Consider the following 20,491-nt stretch of genomic DNA (forward strand, 5'->3'; position numbering starts at 1 on the left):
GTGGGTCAACGCTCACTGGGTCGGACGCTCCTTAGATTGGTACGTGGCAGTCCAATAGTAATCACTTCACCAAACACTTCATCCGGGTCCAGGCGGCGGAGTTCTTCGGCGAGGCAGTCGCGGAGGCTGCGGCGGGGGAGCGAGATCCGCTGTGCCGGCTGGCCCGGCTGGGTCAGTTCCGCCACGGACAGTCCCGGACGGAAGAGCTGGACGTCGCCGCCGGGTCGGGTGAGCCGGACGCGCCGGATCCCGGTTCCGGCCGGGTCCGCCACGATCGTCACCGGGGCATCCAGGGTCAGGGTGAGCCAGGCCGCGAGCAGGATGGTGGAGGGTGAGTCCGAGGCGCCCTCGACGGCAACGGCCGTCACCGGGGAGGAGTCCACTTCATCCAGGGCCGCGGCGAGTTGGATACGCCAGTTGGTGAGGCGGGTCCAGGCGAGATCGGTGTCGCCGGCCTTGTAGGTCCGGTGGATCCGTTCGAGCGCGGCCTGGGGATCGGGCTCGTTCGCGGAGTCGGTGATCCGGCGGTGGGCGATCGCTCCAATGGAGGTCTCACACGCGTTCTCCGGGGCGCCATGCGGCCACCAGGCCACAATGGGTGCGTCGGGGAGCAGCAGCGCGGCGACCAGGGACTCACTTTCGTGGGCGAGCTGGCCGTAGCCGCGCAGCACGATAACCTCGGAGGCCCCGGCGTCCCCGCCGACCCGGATCTGTGCGTCCAGCCGGTCCGCTGCGTCCTTCCCGGCGTCTGCGAGCACGATGATCCGGCAGGGGTGTTCGCGGGAGGCGTCGTTGGCGGCCTCGATCGCTTCTTCCTCCAGCCCCGATTTCGTGACGACGACCAGGGTCAGGACCCGGCCCAGGGCGATCACCCCGCCCTGCTCGCGCAGGGCCATGAGTTTCTTGGAGACCTTGGACGTGGTGGTATCGGGCAGGTTAACGATCATGGCCTTCTCCAGGTTCGTCCGTCACGGGCCAGCAGCTCATCAGCGCTGGCGGGCCCCCAGGAACCGGGGGCGTAGGGTTCGGGCTGCTCGTCCAGCGACGCCCAGTACTCCTCGAACGGGTCAAGGATCTTCCAGGACAGCTCCACTTCCTCATGCCGCGGGAAAAGCGGCGGCTCACCCAGCAACACGTCCAGGATCAACCGTTCATAGGCTTCAGGACTGGATTCGGTGAAGGAGTGCCCGTAGCCGAAGTCCATGGTCACGTCGCGGACTTCCATCTGGGTGCCGGGGACCTTGGAGCCGAACCGGATGGTCACGCCCTCGTCGGGCTGGACCCTGATGACCACGGCGTTCTGCCCGAAATCGTCTTCCCCGTGGTCGCGGAAGAGCAGGTTGGGGGCGCGTTTGAACACCACCGCAATCTCCGTCACCCGCCGACCCAGCCGCTTGCCGGCGCGCAGGTAGAACGGGACGCCGGACCAGCGTCTGGTGTGGATGTCCACCCGGATTGCCGCGTAGGTTTCCGTGGTCGAGTCGGCCGGGATGCCTTCCTCCTCCAGGTAGCCCAGGACCTGCTCCCCGCCCTGCCACCCGCCGGTGAACTGCCCACGTGCCGAATGCGTGGACAAATCCTCGGGGAGTTTGACCGCGGCGAGGACCTTTTCCTTCTCCGCGCGCAGGTCATCGGCGTTGAACGAAATCGGCTCCTCCATCGCCGTGAGCGCCAGCAACTGCAGCAGATGGTTTTGGATCACGTCCCGGGCCGCGCCGACCCCGTCGTAATACCCGGCCCGGCCGCCGGTGCCGATGTCCTCGGCCATCGTGATCTGGACGTGGTCCACATAGTTCGCGTTCCACAACGGCTCGAACAACTGGTTTGCGAAGCGCAGCGCCAGGATGTTCTGCACCGTTTCCTTGCCCAGGTAATGGTCGATCCGGAACACCGCGTCCGGAGGGAACACCGACTCCACAATGTCGTTCAGCTGCCGGGCCGATTCCAGGTCATGCCCGAACGGCTTCTCGATCACCACCCGCCGCCACTTGTCTCCCTCGGCCTGCGCCAGGCCATGCTTGGACAGCTGCCGGCAGACCTGCTCGAACGCCTTGGGCGGGATCGAGAGGTAGAACGCGTGGTTCCCGCGGGTGCCGCGGACATCGTCGAGTTCCTTGATTGTCTCGCCGAGCCGCTCGAATGCCGCGTCGTCGTCGAACTCGCCCTGGACAAACCGGATGCCCTCCGAGAGCTGGTTCCACACCGCCTCATCAAACGGCGTCCGGGCGTGGGCCTGGACCGAGGCCTTCACCTCAGCGGCGAAATCCTCCTTGTCCCACTCCCGCCGGGCGAACCCCACCAGCGCGAAACTCGGCGGCAACAAACCACGATTAGCCAAGTCATACACCGCCGGCATCAGTTTCTTCCGGGCAAGATCCCCCGTCACCCCAAACAACACAAGCGACGATGGACCCGCAATCCGGTTCAAACGGCGGTCCCGCGGATCACGCAACGGATTACGCGGGCGGCCCGCGCCCTTCCGGCCGTATTCAGTTTCTGGCATGTTGCTTTTGCGCCTTAGCTTTCGGTTGCGGATGCGCGGGTGGACAGTGCAGCGACGATGTCCTGCAGCTGTGCCACGCCGGCGGCACGGTCAGTGAGGTGGAGGCGCAGCACGGGACGGCCGTGTTCGCCCAGTACCTGGGCGTCGCCTGCAGCCTGGGCGGCGATGAGCTCGCCGAAGGTGAACGGCCGGTCCGGGATCGCCAGATCCTCGGCGGGTGCTGCGGTGACCTGGAGAAACACGCCGATGGCCGGTCCACCCTTGTGGAACTGGCCGGTGGAGTGCAGGAAGCGCGGACCCCAGCCAAAGGTTACCGGGCGGCCCGTAGCCGCCGCCAGCTCGTCACGGATGCCCTCAAGCCCGGCGAAGGCGAGCCGGTCGAAGTAGGCCTGGACGCTCAGGTAGCTGTCGGAGGCGAGTGTACCCAGCAGGGCCTTGACGGCACCTTCTGCTGTGGCGGCGTCGCCGAGCCAGTCGCCTCCGCGCACCTCAATGGCGCCGTCAACGAAGGCGGCCGGTGTGGGTTCCGGCTGGGCGTCCAGCAGTCCGCGCGCAGCCACCTTGGCGGCCTCGACGTCGGGCTGGTCGAAGGGGTTGATGCCCAGCAGGCGCCCGGCCACGGCGGTGGCGAACTCCCACACCATCATCTGGGTGGCCAGGCCACCGGCGATGGCCACCTGGTTTTCGCCCAGTTCGACGTCGGCGTCTGCGGCCACGAGCCGGACCACCAGGACATCGGGCGCGCCGGAGGTGACTTCCGGCGCCTGGGGACCCGCAACTACCGGAAGGATCCCGGTGCCCAGCTTGCCGGTCGATTCGGCAATGAGCTGTTCGGCCCAGTCGGCGAAGCCAACAATGCCGGAGCCGTCTTCGGCGATGACGATCTTGTTGCGCAGCGGGCTGGTTCCACCCAAGGCCGTGCCCAGGGCCAGCCCGATGTTCTCAGGGGCGTCATCGTTGAGGATTTCCGCAGCTTCCTCGGCTTCGTCCAGGAAGGCCTGGATGTCCACGCCGGCCAGGCCGGAGGGGACCAGGCCGAAGGCGGTCAGGGCGGAGTAGCGGCCGCCGACGTTGGGGTCGGCGTTGAAGACGGCCCGGTAGCCGGCCTCCCGGGAGGCCTTGTCCAACGGCGAGCCCGGGTCCGTGACAATGATGATCCGGCTCTTGGCGTCCACGCCGGCCTCGGTGAAGGCCTGTTCGAAGATGCGCCGCTGGGAATCGGTCTCCAGGGTGGATCCGGACTTGGACGAGACCACGATGGCGGTCTGGGCCAGCCGGTCCGCGAGGGCAGCCCTGACCTGGTCCGGGTCAGTGCTGTCCAGCACGGTCAGCTCGACGCCGGCGGTGCCTGCGATGACCTCGGGGGCCAGGGAGGATCCGCCCATGCCGCAAAGCACGACCCGGCTGACTCCTTCGGCGCGCAGGGCATCACGGAGTTCCAGAATGTCCTTGACCAAGGGCTGGGAGACTGTGGCTGCCTCCACCCATCCGAGGCGGATTGCCGACTCGGACTCCGCGTCGGGACCCCACAGCGTGTGGTCCTTGGCAAAAATCCGCGTGGCAATCCGGTCCTCCACGAGGGCGGGAAGGTGCTGTTCAAGCGCCTTCTGCGCCGCGCCGGTGGCGTCGTAGCTGAGAGTGCTCATGGGTGTTAGGAAGCCTTCCGTGCAGAGGCGAGGGCGCCTTCGACGTCGGCCAGCAGTTCTTTCCAGCTGGCCACGAACTTGTCCAGGCCTTCGGTTTCAAGCAGCGCGACGACCTCGTTGTAGGACACGCCAAGCTTTTCCAGGGCGTCGAGCGTGGCATTGGCGTCATCGTAGGTGCCCCTGACGGTGTCGCCGGTGACCACGCCATGGTCGTACGTGGCGTCCAGGGTCTTCTCCGGCATGGTGTTCACGACGCCGGGCGCGACCAGTTCAGTGACGTACAGGGTGTCCGGGTAGGCCGGGTCCTTGACGCCGGTGGAGGCCCACAGCGGGCGCTGGGGGAGTGCGCCGGCGTCGGCCAGCAGGGCCCAGCGCTCGGTGGCGAAGAGCTCCTCATAGACCTGGTAGGCCAGGCGGGCGTTTGCCAAACCGGCCTTGCCTTTCAGGGCCTTGGCTTCGTCGGTGCCGATCTTGTCGAGGCGCTTGTCGATTTCGGTGTCCACGCGGGAGACGAAGAATGAGGCAACGGAGTGGATCTTGGACAGGTCGTGGCCGTTTTCCTTGGCCTGCTCCAGTCCGGACTGGAAGGCGTTGATCACCGCGCGGTAGCGCTCCAGGGAGAAGATCAGGGTCACGTTGACGCTGATGCCTTCGGCCAGGGTTGCCGTGATGGCTTCGAGGCCCTCGATGGTTGCCGGGATCTTGATGTGGACGTTGTCCCTATTGACGCGCTGGGAGAGGTGCTTGGCCTCGGCGATGGTTCCCGCGGTGTCCCAGGCGAGGCGCGGGTCCACTTCGATGGAAACGCGCCCGTCCACGCCCTTGGTGGCGGCGGCAACGGGGGCGAACAGGTCGCAGGCGTCAGCGACGTCGGTGGTGGTGATCTCGAAGATCGTGTCCTCCACGCTGGCACCTTCTGCCGCCTTGCCGGCAATGATCTGGTCGTAATCAGTGCCGGCGGTGATGGCGGCGTGGAAGATCGACGGGTTGGTGGTCACACCAACCACGTTCTTTTCCTCGATGAGCTTGCGGAGGGTGCCGGTCTCCAGGCGTCCGCGGGAAAGGTCGTCGAGCCAGATGGAGACTCCGGCGTCGGAGAGCTGCTGGGTGGGAGTAGTCATTGCTGTATCTCCTGAAGTTTGGGTTTAGGCCTGGGTGGCGGCGAGGGAGTCCTTGGCGGCGGCGGCAACTGCTTCTGCCGTGATGCCGAACTCCTGGAAGAGCCGCTTGTAGTCGGCGGAAGCGCCGTAGTGCTCAAGGCTGACGGAACGGCCGGCGTCGCCAACGAATTCGCGCCAGCCCAGGGCCAGTCCTGCTTCAACCGAAACGCGTGCCTTGACGGCGGCGGGCAGGACGGATTCGCGGTAGGCGGCGTCCTGCTTCTTGAACCATTCAACGCACGGCATGGACACGACGCGGGCTGCGATGCCTTCGGCCTGCAGTGCTTCGCGTGCCTGGACTGCGAGCTGGACCTCGGAACCGGTGGCGATCAGGATGACGTCGGCCGGAACGGTGGCGCCGTCCTTGGATGCTTCGGCCAGGACGTAGCCGCCCTTTGCCACACCCGCGGTGGATGCGAAGGTGTCGCCGTCGGCGTCGCCCTCGCCGCGTTCCCAGGTAGGAATGTTCTGGCGGGTCAGGACGATGCCTGCGGGGTTGGCGTGGTTTTCCAGCATCGTCTTCCATGCCGCTGCCACTTCGTTGGCGTCGCCGGGGCGGACGACGTCCAGGCCCACGATGGCGCGCAGCGAGGCGAGCTGCTCAACCGGCTGGTGCGTGGGACCGTCCTCGCCCAGCCCGATGGAGTCGTGGGTCCAGACGTAAAGGGACGGCACACCCATCAGGGCGCCGAGGCGGATGGCAGGGCGCTGATAATCAGAGAAGATCAGGAAGGTGCCGGAGAACGCGCGGGTGTTGCCGGCCAGGGTGATGCCGTTCACGATCGAGGCGGCAGCATGCTCGCGGATGCCGAAGTGCAGGACGCGGCCGTAGGGGTTGCCGGACCATGCATCGGTCTGCTTGGAGGCGGGCACGAAGGACGGCGAGTCCTCGATGGTGGTGTTGTTGGACTCCGCGAGGTCGGCCGAACCGCCCCACAGTTCGGGCAGGACCGGGCCGAGTGCATTCAGGACCTTGCCCGATGCCGCGCGGGTGGAGACGTCCTTGCCGGCCGGGAAGACCGGGAGGGCTGCGTCGACGCCCTGGGGCAGCTCCTGCGCCTCGAGGCGCTGCAGGAGTGCGGCACCTTCGGGGTTGGCTTCCTGCCACGCGGTGAATGACTCTTCCCATTCCTTGCGCTCTGCGGCGCCGCGTTCCACCACCTGGCGGGCGTGGTCCAGGACCTCCTGGTCCACCTCGAAGGACTTGGCGGGGTCGAAGCCGAGGACTTCCTTCAGCGCTGCAACCTCGTCGCCGCCCAGGGCCGAGCCGTGGATCTTTCCGGTGTTCTGCTTCTTGGGGGCCGGGTAGCCAATAATGGTGCGCAGCGAGATGATGGACGGCTTGGAGGTCTCGGCCTTGGCGGCCAGCAGGGCGCTGTAGAGCTCCTGGACGTCTTCCTTGTATTCGCCGGTGCGGGTCCAGTCCACGCGCTGGGTGTGCCAGCCGTAGGCTTCGTAACGCTTCAGGACGTCCTCGGTGAAGGCGATGTCGGTGTTGTCTTCGATGGAGATGTGGTTCTCGTCGTAGATGACCACAAGGTTGCCCAGTTCCTGGTGCCCGGCCAGCGACGAGGCTTCGGCGGTAACGCCTTCCTGGAGGTCGCCGTCGGAGGCGATGACCCAGATGGTGTGGTCGAACGGCGACTGGCCGGCCGGAGCGTCGGCGTCGAACAGGCCACGCTGGCGGCGCTGGGAGTACGCAAAGCCAACCGATGATGCCAGGCCCTGGCCCAGCGGGCCGGTGGTGATCTCCACGCCGGCGGTGTGCTTGTACTCCGGGTGGCCGGGGGTCAGCGAGCCCCAGGTGCGCAGCGCTTCGAGGTCCTTCAGTTCCAGCCCGTAGCCGGAGAGGAACAGCTGGATGTAAAGGGTCAGCGATGTGTGGCCGGGGGACAGGACGAACCGGTCACGGCCCAGCCACTGCGGATCGCGCGGATCGTGGCGCATCAGCTTCTGGAAGAGGAGGTAGGCAGCCGGTGCCAGGCTCATGGCGGTTCCCGGGTGTCCATTGCCCACCTTCTCCACGGCGTCGGCAGCCAGGACGCGGATGGTGTCCACCGCCTTCTGGTCCAAGCTGGTCCATGACAGTTCTTGCTCTTCCAAATGTGGCACGAAAACCGGGCCCCTCTCTGTGCTGGCGGCGGCGGTACACCGGATCCGATTGAGGGCGCGTGTGTGGCGCCCGCTGCGGTGTGTACCAGCCGTCCACCATCGAAACGTTGATCCTTGCATTCAGTCACGGACAGCAGCGGGAATGCGTTTTCCACCGCTTTCTTGCTGCGTGCTGATCTGGTGACAGCTTAGCTCTTATCCATACTCCGGGCGGGCCAAATCTCACGTTTTGGACGCAATTTCCCCTTTTGTGAATCACCATCACGACGTTGTGAGTTAATCTGCTCGAATGGGCCCGCGAGCGATCAAATGCGCATATGGCAGGGCCGGGACAGCGCCCCGGGCGCGGTATGATATTCGGAGGCCAACGCCGGGTGTGCATATCCAACGCCGTCCGGGGTTTCCCGACTGTTGCACGCACCTGATGCATTTCCTTCCTTAGTGCCGTGCCCGGGCCCGGGCCGCAAGACCGGAGCTGCACTGCCAGCCTCAAACTGCCACACAGAACGGGTGACTGCCACCGTGAGCACAACAGATACGCCGCTGAAAGCATCCCGGGCCTCCGGCGCCGGGTTTGCCCGTAAGGCCAAGGCGTATCTCGCCCTCACCAAGCCGAGGGTCATCGAGCTGCTCCTGGTGAGCACTCTGCCCACCATGATCTATGCGGAGCGCGGCTTCCCGTCCATCGGGCTGATCCTTGCCACCCTGGTGGGTGGAGCCTTCGCCGCCGGCAGTGCCGGAGCTTTCAACTGCTACATCGACCGTGACATCGACAAGCTGATGCACCGTACGGAAAACAGGCCCCTGGTCACCGGTGAAGTCACCCCGCGCGAGGCACTGGTGTTCTCCTGGCTGCTTGGCGCGGCCGCAATCGCCATCCTCTGGTTCGGCGCCAATCCGCTGTCAGCCTGGCTGGGCTTGGGAGCCATCTTCTTCTACGTGGTCATCTACACCATGATCCTTAAGCGGCGCACCGCGCAGAACATTGTGTGGGGCGGCGCAGCGGGCTGCTTCCCGGTGCTCATTGCGTGGGCTGCCGTGACCAATTCCGTGGAGTGGCCGGCCGTCATCCTGTTCATGGTGATCTTCCTGTGGACACCGCCGCACTACTGGCCCCTGTCCATGCGCTACGGCGAGGACTACCGGAATGCCAACGTCCCCATGCTTGGCGCCATCGCCGGCGCCAAGGTGGTGTCTGTCCAGGTGGTCCTGTATGCCTGGGCCATGGTGGCCTGCTCGCTGTTGATGATTCCGGCAGGCGGCGCCGGCTGGGTCTACACCCTTACCGCCATCCTTGCAGGTGCCTGGTTCCTCTATGAGTCCCACGCCCTGTACGGCCGTGCCCAGCGTGAGGACATCCCTGACAAGCGCGCCATGAAGGTGTTCCATGGCTCCATCAGCTACCTGACGCTGCTGTTCATCGCCCTGGCGGTGGACCCCTTCATTGGGCATGCCATCATCGGCTAGCCCTGCCATCCCAGCACTGGACCAGCGGCTTCACACTTCGTGTGGGGCCGCTGCTCTGTTTAACCGGACCCGCCCCCTCAGTCGGGCCGATGGTTCATCGCGTGCCGCCGCTCGTCCTGCCCGGCCCTGCGCGAAGCCATGGATGCCCTAATTCCGTTGCCTCGGCGAACGATTTGACACTTTTGTCATATCTGTCACTTTAGCTGTCATTGAGGATGACCTGCTGCTTACGGTGGAGCTGCCCCTTCCCCTGACGCAAAGGAAATTCCATGGATGCCCGTCCCTCCACCGTTCCCGCTCCCAGCCACAGCCCGCCGGGTGGCAAGGGAGGCGGCCGCCGCTTCACGTTCGCCGGCCGCCTGTTCACTGCGCACCTAAGCAAAGACCTGCCAGCATCCCTGGTGGTGTTCCTTGTGGCCCTCCCGCTCTCCCTGGGCATTGCAGCAGCATCGGGGGCGCCCATCATGGCTGGCCTCATCGCCGCCGCCGTTGGCGGAGTCGTGGCCGGAAGCCTTGGCGGTTCTCCGCTGCAGGTGAGCGGACCTGCGGCCGGCCTGACCGTCGTCGTGGCCGGCCTGGTCCAGGAATTCGGCTGACAGGTGACCTGCGCCATCACGGCAGCGGCCGGCGTCGTGCAGCTCCTCCTGGGGATCAGCCGGGTGGGGCGCGCCGCCCTTGCCGTCTCGCCCGTGGTGGTCAAAGCCATGCTGGCGGGCATCGGCGTCACCATCATCCTGCAGCAGCTGCACGTGCTGCTCGGATCCGAGCCCGCCGGATCTGCATTCGAAAACCTCACGGCCTTGCCTGCGGCCATCACCAACCTGGAACTGCATGCCGCCCTGCTGGGTCTGGCCGTCGTGGCCATCCTCCTGTGCTGGAAGTTCCTGCCGGCCGCTGTCCGGCGTGTGCCCGGCCCCCTTGCCGCGGTCACTGCAGGCACCGCACTGGCCGTGGCCTTTGCCCCAGGTGTTGAGCGCATTTCCCTGGACGGCTCCATCTTTGACGCCATCGCACTGCCGCGACTGCCTGACGGGAACTGGCGCGCCTTCGCCTTCGCAGTGCTCACCATGGCCCTGATCGCGAGCATCGAATCCCTCCTGTCCGCCGTGGCCGTAGACAAGATGCAGACCGGCCCCCGGACCAATCTCAACCGGGAGCTCATTGGCCAGGGCGCCGCGAACATCGTTTCGGGCTCACTCGGCGGGTTGCCCGTGACGGGCGTCATTGTCCGCAGCGCCACCAACGTGGAGGCCGGCGCCGCCACCCGCATGTCCGCAATCCTGCACGGCGTGTGGGTCCTCGCGTTTTCGGCCCTCTTTGCCGGACTGATCCAGTTGATCCCGCTGGCGGTCCTGGCCGGTTTGCTGGTGGTGATCGGCGCGCGGCTGATCAAGCTGGCGGACATCCGCACCAGCCATCGGACCGGGGACCTGGCCATCTATGCGGTGACCCTGGTGTGCGTGGTGTTCCTGAACCTGCTCGAAGGGGTGATGATCGGCCTGGCCCTCGCCGCCGCCCATGTCCTCTGGCGCGTCCTGCGCACCCCCATCCGCGCGCACCGCCCCGCGGCACCGTCGTCGTCCTGGCGTGTGACCATCGCCGGCTCGTGCAGCTTCTTCGCGCTGCCGAAGCTGAGCGGAGTCCTCCAGTCTGTTCCCGCCGGCGCCGACGTGGTGGTGGAGCTGAACGCCGACTATGTGGACCACTCGTTCCGTGAGGCCCTGCTCGCCTGGCAGCTCCAGCACCAGGCCACGGGCGCCACGGTGATCCTTGAAGAGCATGGCAACACCGTGTTTCAGGACGCTGCGCGCCAGGCTCCCCGGCGCGAGGACGCCACCGAACTGCCCCTTCCGCCCCGCAAGGTGCCGCTGCTGGTGGGTATCAATAAATACCACCGCCGGTTCGCCCACCAGGTGCGCCCACTTGTCCATGACCTGACGGACGCGCAGAACCCGGACAGCCTGTTCGTGGCCTGTGTGGATTCCCGCGTCAATCCAAACCTGATCACCAGCAGCGGCCCGGGGGACCTGCTCACCCTGCGCAACATCGGCAACGTGGTATGCAGGGACGCGGGCCAGGAGGCTTCGATCGACGCCACCCTTTCCTTTGCCGTCAACGGCCTTGGCGTACAGTCCCTGGTCATTTGCGGCCATTCCAACTGCGGCGCCATGAAGGCGGTGCTCGCAGAGGCTGACGGTGCTGACAACAGCTCCCTCGGCGCGGCATTCGCAGGCTGGCTGGACCACGCCCGCCCCAGCTACGCGGAACTCCTGGCCGGACATCCGGTGGGCAGGCAGGCCGCGCAAGACGGCTACAGTACCGTGGACCAGCTGGCCATGGTCAACGTGGCTGTACAGCTGGCCAAGTTGCAGGAGCATCCGGTGGCCGGGCCGGCGCTGGCGGCCGGAAAGGTGCAGGCCGTAGGACTCTTCTACGACATTGCCACGGCGAAGGTCCTGCGCATCACGGCCGACGGCATCGAGGACCTGGACGGATCCTTCGTCGCCGGGGTGCAGGGTCGGGCCCTGGCCGACCGGTAGCTCAGGCGGCAGCCGTTAAACGGCAGGCGCCCCGGCCCAAACGGTCCGGGGCGCCTGCCATCTGTCGCGGGGGGGCAGCGTATTGCAGCGGTTTACCTTACGGAACTGCGCGTCTCCACCGCGCTGGAGTGGGCGATGTCCCAGGCGTTGGTGGACGCGGCCATCAGCAGCGCCGCGCCAAGCATGTGGGCGGCAACCAGCAGCGCCGGGATGCCGTTGTAGTACTGCGTGAAGCCGATGATGGCCTGGAGGATGGTGACGCCCAGGAGCATCAGTACGGCGGTGCGGAACGGGCCGGTGATGCGGCGCCTGAAGACCAGTACCAGGGCCACCACGGTACCGGCGGTGACCAGATAGGCGGGAACCGCGTGGATGTGGGAGAACAGGTCCCAGTCCAGGTTATTGCGGGGGGCATCGGCGTCGCCGGCGTGCGGACCGGCCCCGGTGACCACCACGCCGAGCATCACGGCGACGGCGGAGAAAAGGGCGACGGCGGCCGTCACCGGACGCAGCACGGCAGGCAGTGCGGGGGGCCGGGCAGCAACGAAGCGGCCGGTGCGTCCGAACGCGCGGTTCACCAGCAGGGTGGCGAACACCACGAGGGCCATCGACACGAGGAAGTGCAGGCCCACCACCCACGGGTTGAGGTTGGTGAGGACTGTGATGCCGCCAATCACCGCTTGCGCCGGAATGCTGGCGAGCAGTCCGAGGGCCAGCAGGAAAAGGTCCTTGCGTTCCTTCCGCAGGTTCCACAGGTACACCAGCATGAGGGCGGCCACGGCAGCCAGCGCGAAGGTCAGGAGCCGGTTCCCGAACTCGATGAAGCCGTGGATGCCCATTTCCGGGGTGTTCACAATCGAGTCGGAGGTGCAGCGAGGCCACGTGGGGCAGCCCAGGCCTGATGCGGTCAACCGGACGGCGCCGCCGGTGACCACCAAAAGCGTCTGGCCGATCAGGGACGCTACGGCGAGCCGGCGGATGCGGACGTCCACGGTGCGTGGGAGCCGCGAGGCCAGGCGGCCGGCGAGCTGGGGAAGGCGTGAAGCCGTGGACACGATCATCTCAATTCCACTTGAACCAACGGATGGCTGCAGCCCCGGCAATAACCGTCCAGAGCAGCAGGATAAGGGCGGCGCCGCCGTTCACGGCCCCGCCCAGGAAGGCGGCGCGCATCGATTCACCCAAGGCGCCGGAAGGCAGGAAGTGCACCACCGCTTGCGCGGCCGCAGGCAGCCTTTCGGACGGGATCACAATCCCGCCCATGGCTCCCAACAGGATCCACAAAAGGTTGGTGATGGCCAGCGTGGCTTCCGGCCGGACCGTCCCGGCCACCAGCAGCCCCAGCGCCGTGAACGCCGCCGCGCCCAGCGCAAGAAGGGCCAGCCCCGGGAACCAGCCCGCCGCCGTCGGCTGCCAGCCGAGGGCCAAGGCGACAAGGCCCACCACCACCACCTGGATGCACAAAACGGCCAGGACTGAAAGGACCTTGCCGGCAATCAGGCCGCCCCGCCCCAGCGGAGTGGTGGACAGGAAGCGGAGCACGCCGTAGCGGCGGTCGAAACCGGTGGCGATGCCCTGCCCGGTGAAGGCGGTGGACATGGCGCACAGGGCCAGGATCCCCGGGACTGCCACGTTGATGCGGCTGGAGCCCATGCCGTCCAGGAAGGGGGTCACCGTCAGGCCGACCAATGCCAGCAGCGGGAGCACGATTGCCAGGATCAGCTGTTCGCCGTTGCGCAGCATGGTCAGTGCCTCGTATTTGCCCTGGAGCAGGACGCGGCGCGCCAGGGACGCCGGCTGCTGCGTCTCCTGCAATGCTGCCCCGCTCATCGGATGTCCTTTCCTGAAATGTCCAAAAAGACGTCTTCAAGGCTACGCGCCTCAAGGCTCAGTGATGCCGGCATGATGCCCTTCGCTTCCCACCACTGCGCCAGCGCGGACAGGTGGCGCGGCGTGAGCGCGCCGGTCACGGTGTAGCTGCCGGCACGGGCTTCGGAAAATTCCACGTCGTCCGGCAGCACTGCGGCCAGGTCCAGTCCGGCCGGGGCTTCAAACGCGAGCGTCCGGACGTGGTCTGCGCCGTGTTCGGTGACCGGGCTGCGCTGCAACAGTTCCTGGACAGTTCCTTCGGCCACGTTGCGGCCGCCGTCGATTATGTAGACATAGTCCGCCAGGCGCTGGGCGTCATCCATGAGGTGGGTGGTCAGGATGATGCCCATGCCGCCATCACGCAGCTCCGCGATCAGGTCGAACACGAGTTGGCGGGACTGCGGGTCCAGGCCGGCGCTTGGCTCGTCAAGGAACAGTACTTCCGGCCTGCCGATGAGGGCAGCGGCAAGCGCCAGCCGCTGCTTCTGGCCTCCGGACAGCCTGCGGACGCTGGTGCGGCTGAAGGTATCGATGCCAAGGCGGCCCACCAGGTCCTCGAGCGGCCAGGGGCGGGCGTAGAGCCCGGCGATGTGCCGCAAAAGCGGCAGGGGCCTGGCCGACGGCGGGAGGCCGCCGTCCTGGAGCATCACACCTACGCGGGAGCGCAGCCCGGCGCCGGCCGTCGCGGGGTCCTCGCCCAGCAGCGAAATGCTGCCGCCGGTACGTTTCTGCAGGCCCTGAGCGCATTCGAGGGTTGTTGTCTTCCCGGCACCGTTGGCGCCGAGCAGGGCAGTTACCTGGCCGCGTTCGGCAACGAGGGAAACACCGCTGACTACCCGAAGCATCTTGCCGTCCATACTGGACAAGGGGCCAACGTCCTTGATGAGCCCATGAATGGACAGGACGGGGGACTGGGGGGATCGCACCACAGTATTCTACGGGATGTAGTATTTAGCGCTGTCCCGGCCAACCCGGCGCGGCTGCTGAGTCTGGGTGCGCGAATCGCGGCTTGGTCATAATCGGTTCAGACCCCAAGGTCAGCCTGCCCTTACTGGAGCCCGGGACTAAATTACGACATGATTGTGTTGTGTATTCCATGACCAACACCACCGCTGTGCCCGTTGCCGGGCCCGGTCGTGCCGCATCCAGCCCCGTGGCTGATGCCGACGAGCGCACCCGGGACCGGGTCCTCGCTGCCGTCCTGGAACACGGACCGGTCAGCGCCGCCGAACTGGGAGACATGCTGGGCTTCACCCCAGCGGCAGTCCGGCGCCATCTTGACCACCTCTCGCGTGCCGGCGTCATCGAAGTCAAGCGGGTTGCCAAGCCCGGTGCGGGTGCCGGCCGCCCGGCCCGCCGCTACGTCCTCAGTTCCCAGGGCCAGTCAAGCCTTGGCAATGACTACCTGGACATTGCCGCACTGGCGCTTCAGGAGCTGCAGAAGGTTGCCGGCCCGGATGCGGTGCGGGCCTTCGCCGAGGAGCGGTTCGCGGACATGGAGCGCCGGTACGCACCCGAAATCGAACAGGCCGGGCCGGATATCCGCGACCGTGCCATCGCACTCTCAGCCGCACTGAGCCGGGACAACTTCGTCGCTTCCGCCGCAACCATCGAAGCGAAGGCACCGCTTCCGGCGGCGCTGTCCAGCGTGCAGCTCTGCCAGGGCCATTGCCCCATCCAGCAGCTGGCAGCCCGGTTCCCGGTGTTCTGCGACGTCGAGACCGAAGTCTTCTCAAGGCTGGTGGGAGTGGACGTACGCCGGCTCTCCACCCTGGCGCGGGGCGGCCACGTCTGCACCACCCACATACCTACAGGCAGGCTGTCTGCCAAACCGGCGCCCGCGCCGGCGGCAGCCCCCGCCGGCCTGGACGAAGTAATCAACCATCAGCAAGAAAGGCCGTGATGACGGACCAACTATCAGAGAAAGCAGTAGCCGAAAACACTGTGATCTCGGAGATTCTGGAAAAGAATCCCGAGCTCCACGGCATCGGCAACTACGAGTACGGCTGGGCCGACAAGAACGACGTCGGCGCCAATGCACGGCGTGGTCTCGATGAAGAGGTAGTCCGGGACATTTCGGCCAAGAAGAGCGAACCGGAATGGATGCTCGACCTCCGCCTCAAGGGCCTGAAGTACTTCGACCGCAAGCCCATGCCCACCTGGGGTGCAGACCTCTCCGGCATCGACTTCGACAACATCAAGTACTTTGTCCGCTCCACCGAGAAGCAGGCAGCCACCTGGGAAGACCTCCCGGAAGACATCCGCAACACCTACGAGAAGCTGGGCATCCCGGAAGCCGAGCGCAGCCGCCTGGTCTCCGGCGTTGCTGCCCAGTACGAGTCCGAGGTGGTGTACCACCAGATCCGTGAGGACCTCGAGGCCCAGGGCGTCATCTTCCTGGACACCGACACCGCACTGAAGGAACACCCGGAGATCTTCCAGGAGTACTTCGGCACCGTGATCCCCGTGGGCGACAACAAGTTCGCGTCGCTGAACACCGCAGTGTGGTCCGGCGGCTCCTTCGTGTACGTGCCCAAGGGCGTCCACGTGGACATCCCGCTGCAGGCCTACTTCCGCATCAACACGGAAAACATGGGCCAGTTCGAGCGCACGCTGATCATCGCCGACGAGGACTCCTACGTCCACTACATCGAAGGCTGCACCGCGCCGATCTACACCTCGGACTCGCTGCACTCCGCCGTCGTGGAGATCATCGTGAAGAAGGGCGCCCGCGTCCGCTACACCACCATCCAGAACTGGTCCAACAACGTGTACAACCTGGTGACCAAGCGCGCTGTCTGCGAAGCCGGCGCCACCATGGAATGGGTGGACGGCAACATCGGCTCCAAGGTCACCATGAAGTACCCGGCCGTCTACCTGGTGGGCGAGCACGCCAAGGGCGAGACCCTGTCCATCGCATTCGCCGGCGAGGGCCAGCACCAGGACACCGGCTCCAAGATGGTGCACATCGCGCCGAACACCAAGAGCTCCATCATCTCCAAGTCCGTTGCCCGGGGCGGCGGCCGTGCCGCCTACCGCGGCCTGGTCCAGGTCCGCGAAGGGGCCAAGCACTCGGCCAACACCGTGCGCTGCGACGCCCTCCTGGTGGACACCATCTCCCGCTCCGACACCTACCCGTACATCGACATCCGCGAGGACGATGTCCAGTTGGGACACGAGGCCACCGTTTCCCGCGTCAGCGAGGAGCAGCTCTTCTACCTCATGTCCCGCGGCATGCCCGAGGACGAGGCCATGGCCATGATCGTGCGCGGCTTCATCGAGCCGATCGCCCGCGAGCTGCCCATGGAATACGCCCTTGAGCTCAACCGCCTCATCGAACTCCAGATGGAAGGATCCGTCGGTTAATGACTGCCGAAGCAACTACCGAAAAGGCGCGCATCGGCGCACCGTCGATCTCCGGTTTCACCGAGGAAGGCGAACACCTGGTCGCCTCCAAGGTTGACCGCCACCACAGCCACGGCACGCAGGTCATGGCCTCCCGCGCCGAGCGGCTCACCAGCCACGACGTGGCCGACTTCGCCCTGCCCAACGGCCGGGAAGAGGAATGGCGCTTCACCCCGGTGCGTGAACTGGCCAACCTGCTGTCCGACGCCCCGTCGGAAGACGGCGTCCTGGACGTTTCCGTCGAAGCGCCCGCCGCCGTCGTGCAGCGGATCCTCGGCGCAGGCGAGGCCCCCCGTGGTGCCACCCTGGTCCCCGCCGACCGTGCCGCCGTCGTCGCTTCCGCCAACGCCGGTGGCGCCCAGCTGATCTCCATCCCGGCCAACGCCGAGCTGGACGCTCCCGTGCGCGTCGTCCTGACCGGCAACGGCGCGGGCCGCCGCAGCAACTCCCACGTGGTGATCGAGGCCGGGGCCAACAGCCGCGGCGTAGTGATCCTGGAGCACGGCGGCATCGCCGACCACAACGGCAACGTCGAGGTCCTGGTCCGCGAGGGCGCCCAGCTGACGGTGGTTTCCGTGCAGCTGTGGGAAGACGACGCCAAGCACCTGGCCCAGCACGACGCCGAGGTTGCCAAGGACGCCGTGTACAAGCACATCGCCGTAACGCTCGGCGGCAAGATCGTCCGCCTGAACTCCAACGTCCGGTTCGCCGGTGAAGGCGCCGAGGCCGAGCTTCTGGGCCTCTACTTCGCCGACGCGGGACAGCACCTGGAGCACCGCTCCTTCGTGGACCACAACCTGGCCAACTGCAAGTCCAACGTCCTGTACAAGGGCGCGCTGCAGGGCAAGGGCGCACACACGGTCTGGGTGGGCGACGTGCTGATCCAGAAGCAGGCTGAAGGCACCGACTCCTACGAGAAGAACCAGAACCTGGTCCTCACCGACGGCTGCCGCGCGGACTCCGTGCCCAACCTGGAGATCGAGACCGGCCTGATCGAGGGTGCCGGCCATGCCAGCGCCACCGGCCGGTTCGACGACGAGCACCTGTTCTACCTGATGGCCCGCGGCATCCCCGAGGATGTTGCCCGCCGCCTGGTGGTTCGCGGCTTCCTCAACGAGGTCATCCAGCAGATCAAGGTCCCGGCCCTCGAAGAGCGCCTGACCGAGGCTGTTGAGCGCGAACTCGCGGCAACCGAGAACTAGGAACGGGCAGGAACGGATGAGCGGCACACCCAAGGGCGAACTAGTCTGCAGCGCCAATGACATCCAGGTCAAGCAGGCACTGCGGATCCTGATCGACGGCTACCCCGTTGCTGTGGTGCGGGACTCGATGGGCGAGATCCACGCCATCGGCGACACCTGCTCGCACGCGGACATCTCCCTGTCCGAGGGCGACGTGGAAGGCTGCGCCATCGAGTGCTGGGGCCACGGCTCCCAGTTCGACCTGCGCAGCGGCCAGCCGCTGCAGCTCCCCGCCTACGATCCTGTCCCGGTGTTCGCCGTCGAACTCGACGGAGACGACGTCTACGTGGACGTCACCAACGTTTTGAACGGCGCAGCAGTAAACAACTACTGAGCGCCCGCAGCACCAGACTTACGAGCGAAAAAGAAAGAAGAGCATGTCAACTCTTGAGATCAAGGACCTGCACGTCAGCATTGAGACGGAACAGGGCACCAAGGAGATCCTGAAGGGCGTCAGCCTGACCATCAGGACTGGCGAAACCCACGCCATCATGGGCCCCAACGGCTCCGGCAAGTCCACCCTGGCCTCCACCATCGCGGGCCACCCCCGCTACACCGTGACCAGCGGCAGCATCACCCTGGACGGCGAAGACGTGCTGGCCATGAGCGTTGACGAGCGCGCCCGCGCCGGTGTCTTCCTGGCCATGCAGTACCCGGTGGAGGTTCCCGGCGTCACCATGACCAACTTCCTCCGCACCGCCAAGACCGCCATCGATGGCGAAGCGCCCAAGCTGCGTACCTGGACCAAGGACGTGAAGGACGCCATGGAAAAGCTGCGCATCGACGCCGACTTCGCCCAGCGCAACGTCAACGAAGGCTTCTCCGGTGGCGAAAAGAAGCGCGTCGAGATCCTCCAGCTGGAACTCTTCAAGCCCAAGTTCGCCGTCCTGGACGAGACCGACTCCGGCCTGGACGTGGATGCGCTGAAGATCGTCTCCGAAGGCGTCAACCGCGCGCACGCCGAGGGCAACATGGGCACGCTGCTCATCACCCACTACACCCGCATCCTGCGCTACATCAAGCCTGAATTCGTGCACGTGTTCGTGGACGGACAGGTTGTCGAGGAAGGCGGCCCCGAACTGGCCGACCGCCTCGAAGAAGAAGGCTACGACCGCTACGCCAAGGGCGCCGGCGCAGCCACCATCGCGGCTGAGGCCGCAGTACAGGCCTAGTAAGGACTCATTGCCATGACCGAAATCACGCCGGGCCGCACGGCCCTGGAGGACGTCGAAGAGGCGCTCAAGGACGTCATCGACCCTGAGCTTGGCGTCAACGTTGTGGACCTGGGCCTGCTGTACGGCCTGAAGTACTCCGACGACGACGGTGCGCTCCTGATCGACATGACGCTCACCACCGCCGCCTGCCCGCTCACGGATGTGCTCGAGGAGCAGGTGGGCCAGGCACTGGACGGCGTCGTGGACGACTGGCGCCTGAACTGGGTATGGATGCCGCCGTGGGGTCCGGAGCGGATCACTGACGACGGCAAGGACCAGATGCGGGCCCTTGGCTTCAACATCTAAATAAGTACGACGACGGCGGGTCACCTTTCGCAGGAAAGGTGGCCCGCCGTCGTCGTTGGCCTATCGATTGCTGCGTATCTGTCGTTTTCAGCGATCTAAACGACAAGTACGGAGCAATCGATGGGGTGAACCTGGGGTTAGAGGGTGGCGGCGGAAAACGTGTCGCACTGCTTGATGTCGCCGGACTGGTAGCCCCGGGAGAACCAGCGCTGGCGTTCCTCGCTGGAGCCGTGGGTCCAGCCTTCGGGGGAGACACGGCCGGTGGCTGCCTTCTGGATCCGGTCATCGCCCACGGATGCGGCTGCCGACAAGGCATCATTTACATCCTGCGGGGTGAGGGGCTCCAGGTAGGGCTGGCCGGTGGCGGGGTCCTTGGTGGTGGAAGCGTACTTGGCCCAGAGTCCGGCGTAGCAATCGGCCTGCAGCTCGGTTCGGACGGACCCGGACTCCGGTCCCTGCGGATCCTGCTGCGCGCGTTTCAGGTCACCCAGCAGGTTCTGGACGTGGTGGCCGAATTCGTGCGCCACCACATACTCCTGGGCGAGGGGGCCGCCGGAGGAACCGAACCGGTCCACGAGTTCCTGGAAGAATCCGGGATCGAAGTAGGCGGTGGTGTCCGTCGGGCAGTAGAAGGGACCCACGTCGGAAGTGGCGGGCCCGCAGCCGGTGTTGGTGCTGCCGTTGAAGATCACTGCCTCCGGCCGCGGGTACTGCACCTTGTACTGCTGGAGGTAGCCCGGCCAGAACGCGTTGAGGCTGTTCACCGTGCCGGTGATCCGGCAGTCAAGCCGCGCATCCGCGTCCGCTCCGGTTTTGCAGGCCGGAGCCGTGCCCTGGGACTGGCCGGCGGTGCCGCCGTCGGTCAGGCCGCCGAGCATGTTGGGGTTGATGCCCAGCAGGAGCGCAACCAGCAGGACCAGGCCGCCGCCGATTCCGCCGCCGACCTTCACACCGGTACCCATGCCCCTTCGGTCCTGGACCTGGCTGGGATCAAGCTGCGCATTGTCATTGAAACTCATATCGTCACA

Annotated in this window: 16 protein-coding genes and 1 pseudogene; 8 read left to right on the forward strand and 9 right to left on the reverse strand. The window is 66.2% G+C overall.

Annotated features, from left to right (window positions below):
• Window positions 1-5: 5 nt before the first annotated feature.
• From LFT46_RS09900 to tkt, 5 genes are read right to left on the reverse strand one after another with little or no spacing between them, the layout of a single operon-like run.
• Entirely contained in the window at window positions 6-947 is a 942-nt protein-coding gene (locus tag LFT46_RS09900; protein WP_236802624.1) for a glucose-6-phosphate dehydrogenase assembly protein OpcA, read from the reverse strand.
• Window positions 944-2,503, reverse strand: a complete 1,560-nt coding sequence (zwf, locus tag LFT46_RS09905) for a glucose-6-phosphate dehydrogenase (protein WP_236802626.1) — start codon at window positions 2,501-2,503, stop codon at window positions 944-946. The genes LFT46_RS09900 and zwf overlap by 4 nt, the downstream gene beginning before the upstream one ends.
• Window positions 2,504-2,517: 14 nt before the next feature.
• Complete coding sequence (locus tag LFT46_RS09910; protein WP_236821942.1) at window positions 2,518-4,149, reverse strand: glucose-6-phosphate isomerase; 1,632 nt, start codon at window positions 4,147-4,149, stop codon at window positions 2,518-2,520.
• 5 nt (window positions 4,150-4,154) lie between these two features.
• Complete coding sequence (tal, locus tag LFT46_RS09915; RefSeq protein ID WP_236802630.1) at window positions 4,155-5,270, reverse strand: transaldolase; 1,116 nt, start codon at window positions 5,268-5,270, stop codon at window positions 4,155-4,157.
• A gap of 24 nt (window positions 5,271-5,294) precedes the next feature.
• The gene (gene tkt / locus LFT46_RS09920) at window positions 5,295-7,412 is read right to left on the reverse strand and encodes a transketolase (RefSeq protein ID WP_236802855.1); all 2,118 of its coding nucleotides are present in this window, start codon (window positions 7,410-7,412) and stop codon (window positions 5,295-5,297) included.
• A gap of 519 nt (window positions 7,413-7,931) precedes the next feature.
• Here tkt and LFT46_RS09925 point away from each other — a divergent pair.
• Together LFT46_RS09925 and LFT46_RS09930 are read left to right on the forward strand one after the other, a co-directional pair.
• Window positions 7,932-8,888, forward strand: a complete 957-nt coding sequence (locus tag LFT46_RS09925; protein ID WP_236821943.1) for a heme o synthase — start codon at window positions 7,932-7,934, stop codon at window positions 8,886-8,888.
• A 269-nt stretch (window positions 8,889-9,157) separates the two neighbouring features.
• A pseudogene (locus tag LFT46_RS09930) lies at window positions 9,158-11,428 on the forward strand (SulP family inorganic anion transporter).
• A gap of 92 nt (window positions 11,429-11,520) precedes the next feature.
• On the opposite strand, the gene LFT46_RS09935 reads toward LFT46_RS09930, so the two are convergent.
• From LFT46_RS09935 to LFT46_RS09945, 3 genes are read right to left on the reverse strand one after another with little or no spacing between them, the layout of a single operon-like run.
• Entirely contained in the window at window positions 11,521-12,483 is a 963-nt protein-coding gene (locus LFT46_RS09935) for a COX15/CtaA family protein (protein ID WP_236802856.1), read from the reverse strand.
• A 7-nt stretch (window positions 12,484-12,490) separates the two neighbouring features.
• Complete coding sequence (locus tag LFT46_RS09940) at window positions 12,491-13,258, reverse strand: ABC transporter permease (RefSeq protein ID WP_236802636.1); 768 nt, start codon at window positions 13,256-13,258, stop codon at window positions 12,491-12,493.
• Window positions 13,255-14,223, reverse strand: coding sequence for an ABC transporter ATP-binding protein (locus LFT46_RS09945; protein WP_236821944.1), 969 nt, complete (start codon window positions 14,221-14,223; stop codon window positions 13,255-13,257). Before LFT46_RS09945 ends, LFT46_RS09940 begins: the two co-directional genes overlap by 4 nt.
• Before the next feature lie 170 nt (window positions 14,224-14,393).
• Here LFT46_RS09945 and LFT46_RS09950 point away from each other — a divergent pair, with 170 nt between their 5' ends.
• The 6 genes from LFT46_RS09950 to LFT46_RS09975 are packed head-to-tail and all read left to right on the forward strand — an operon-like array spanning window position 14,394 to window position 19,463.
• Complete coding sequence (locus LFT46_RS09950) at window positions 14,394-15,200, forward strand: helix-turn-helix transcriptional regulator (protein ID WP_236802641.1); 807 nt, start codon at window positions 14,394-14,396, stop codon at window positions 15,198-15,200.
• Entirely contained in the window at window positions 15,200-16,663 is a 1,464-nt protein-coding gene (sufB, locus tag LFT46_RS09955) for a Fe-S cluster assembly protein SufB (RefSeq protein WP_043454764.1), read from the forward strand. Before LFT46_RS09950 ends, sufB begins: the two co-directional genes overlap by 1 nt.
• On the forward strand, window positions 16,663-17,904 hold the full coding sequence (gene sufD / locus LFT46_RS09960) for a Fe-S cluster assembly protein SufD (protein WP_236802643.1): 1,242 nt from the start codon (window positions 16,663-16,665) through the stop codon (window positions 17,902-17,904). The genes sufB and sufD overlap by 1 nt, the downstream gene beginning before the upstream one ends.
• A 16-nt stretch (window positions 17,905-17,920) precedes the next feature.
• Window positions 17,921-18,277 (forward strand): non-heme iron oxygenase ferredoxin subunit, encoded by a 357-nt coding sequence (locus LFT46_RS09965; protein ID WP_142133896.1) that lies wholly within the window; start codon window positions 17,921-17,923, stop codon window positions 18,275-18,277.
• 43 nt (window positions 18,278-18,320) lie between these two features.
• Window positions 18,321-19,115, forward strand: a complete 795-nt coding sequence (sufC, locus tag LFT46_RS09970; protein ID WP_236802645.1) for a Fe-S cluster assembly ATPase SufC — start codon at window positions 18,321-18,323, stop codon at window positions 19,113-19,115.
• Window positions 19,116-19,130: 15 nt separating this feature from the next.
• Window positions 19,131-19,463 carry a metal-sulfur cluster assembly factor gene (locus LFT46_RS09975; RefSeq protein WP_058267279.1) on the forward strand — a complete coding sequence of 111 codons (333 nt, stop codon included), beginning with the start codon at window positions 19,131-19,133 and terminating at the stop codon, window positions 19,461-19,463.
• Window positions 19,464-19,600: 137 nt separating this feature from the next.
• On the opposite strand, the gene ypfJ is transcribed toward LFT46_RS09975, so the two are convergent.
• Window positions 19,601-20,482, reverse strand: coding sequence for a KPN_02809 family neutral zinc metallopeptidase (gene ypfJ, locus LFT46_RS09980; protein WP_236802647.1), 882 nt, complete (start codon window positions 20,480-20,482; stop codon window positions 19,601-19,603).
• Window positions 20,483-20,491: the final 9 nt, after the last annotated feature.

The organism is Arthrobacter sp. FW306-07-I (genome assembly GCF_021800405.1).
In the GTDB taxonomy this organism is placed as follows: Bacteria; Actinomycetota; Actinomycetes; order Actinomycetales; family Micrococcaceae; genus Arthrobacter.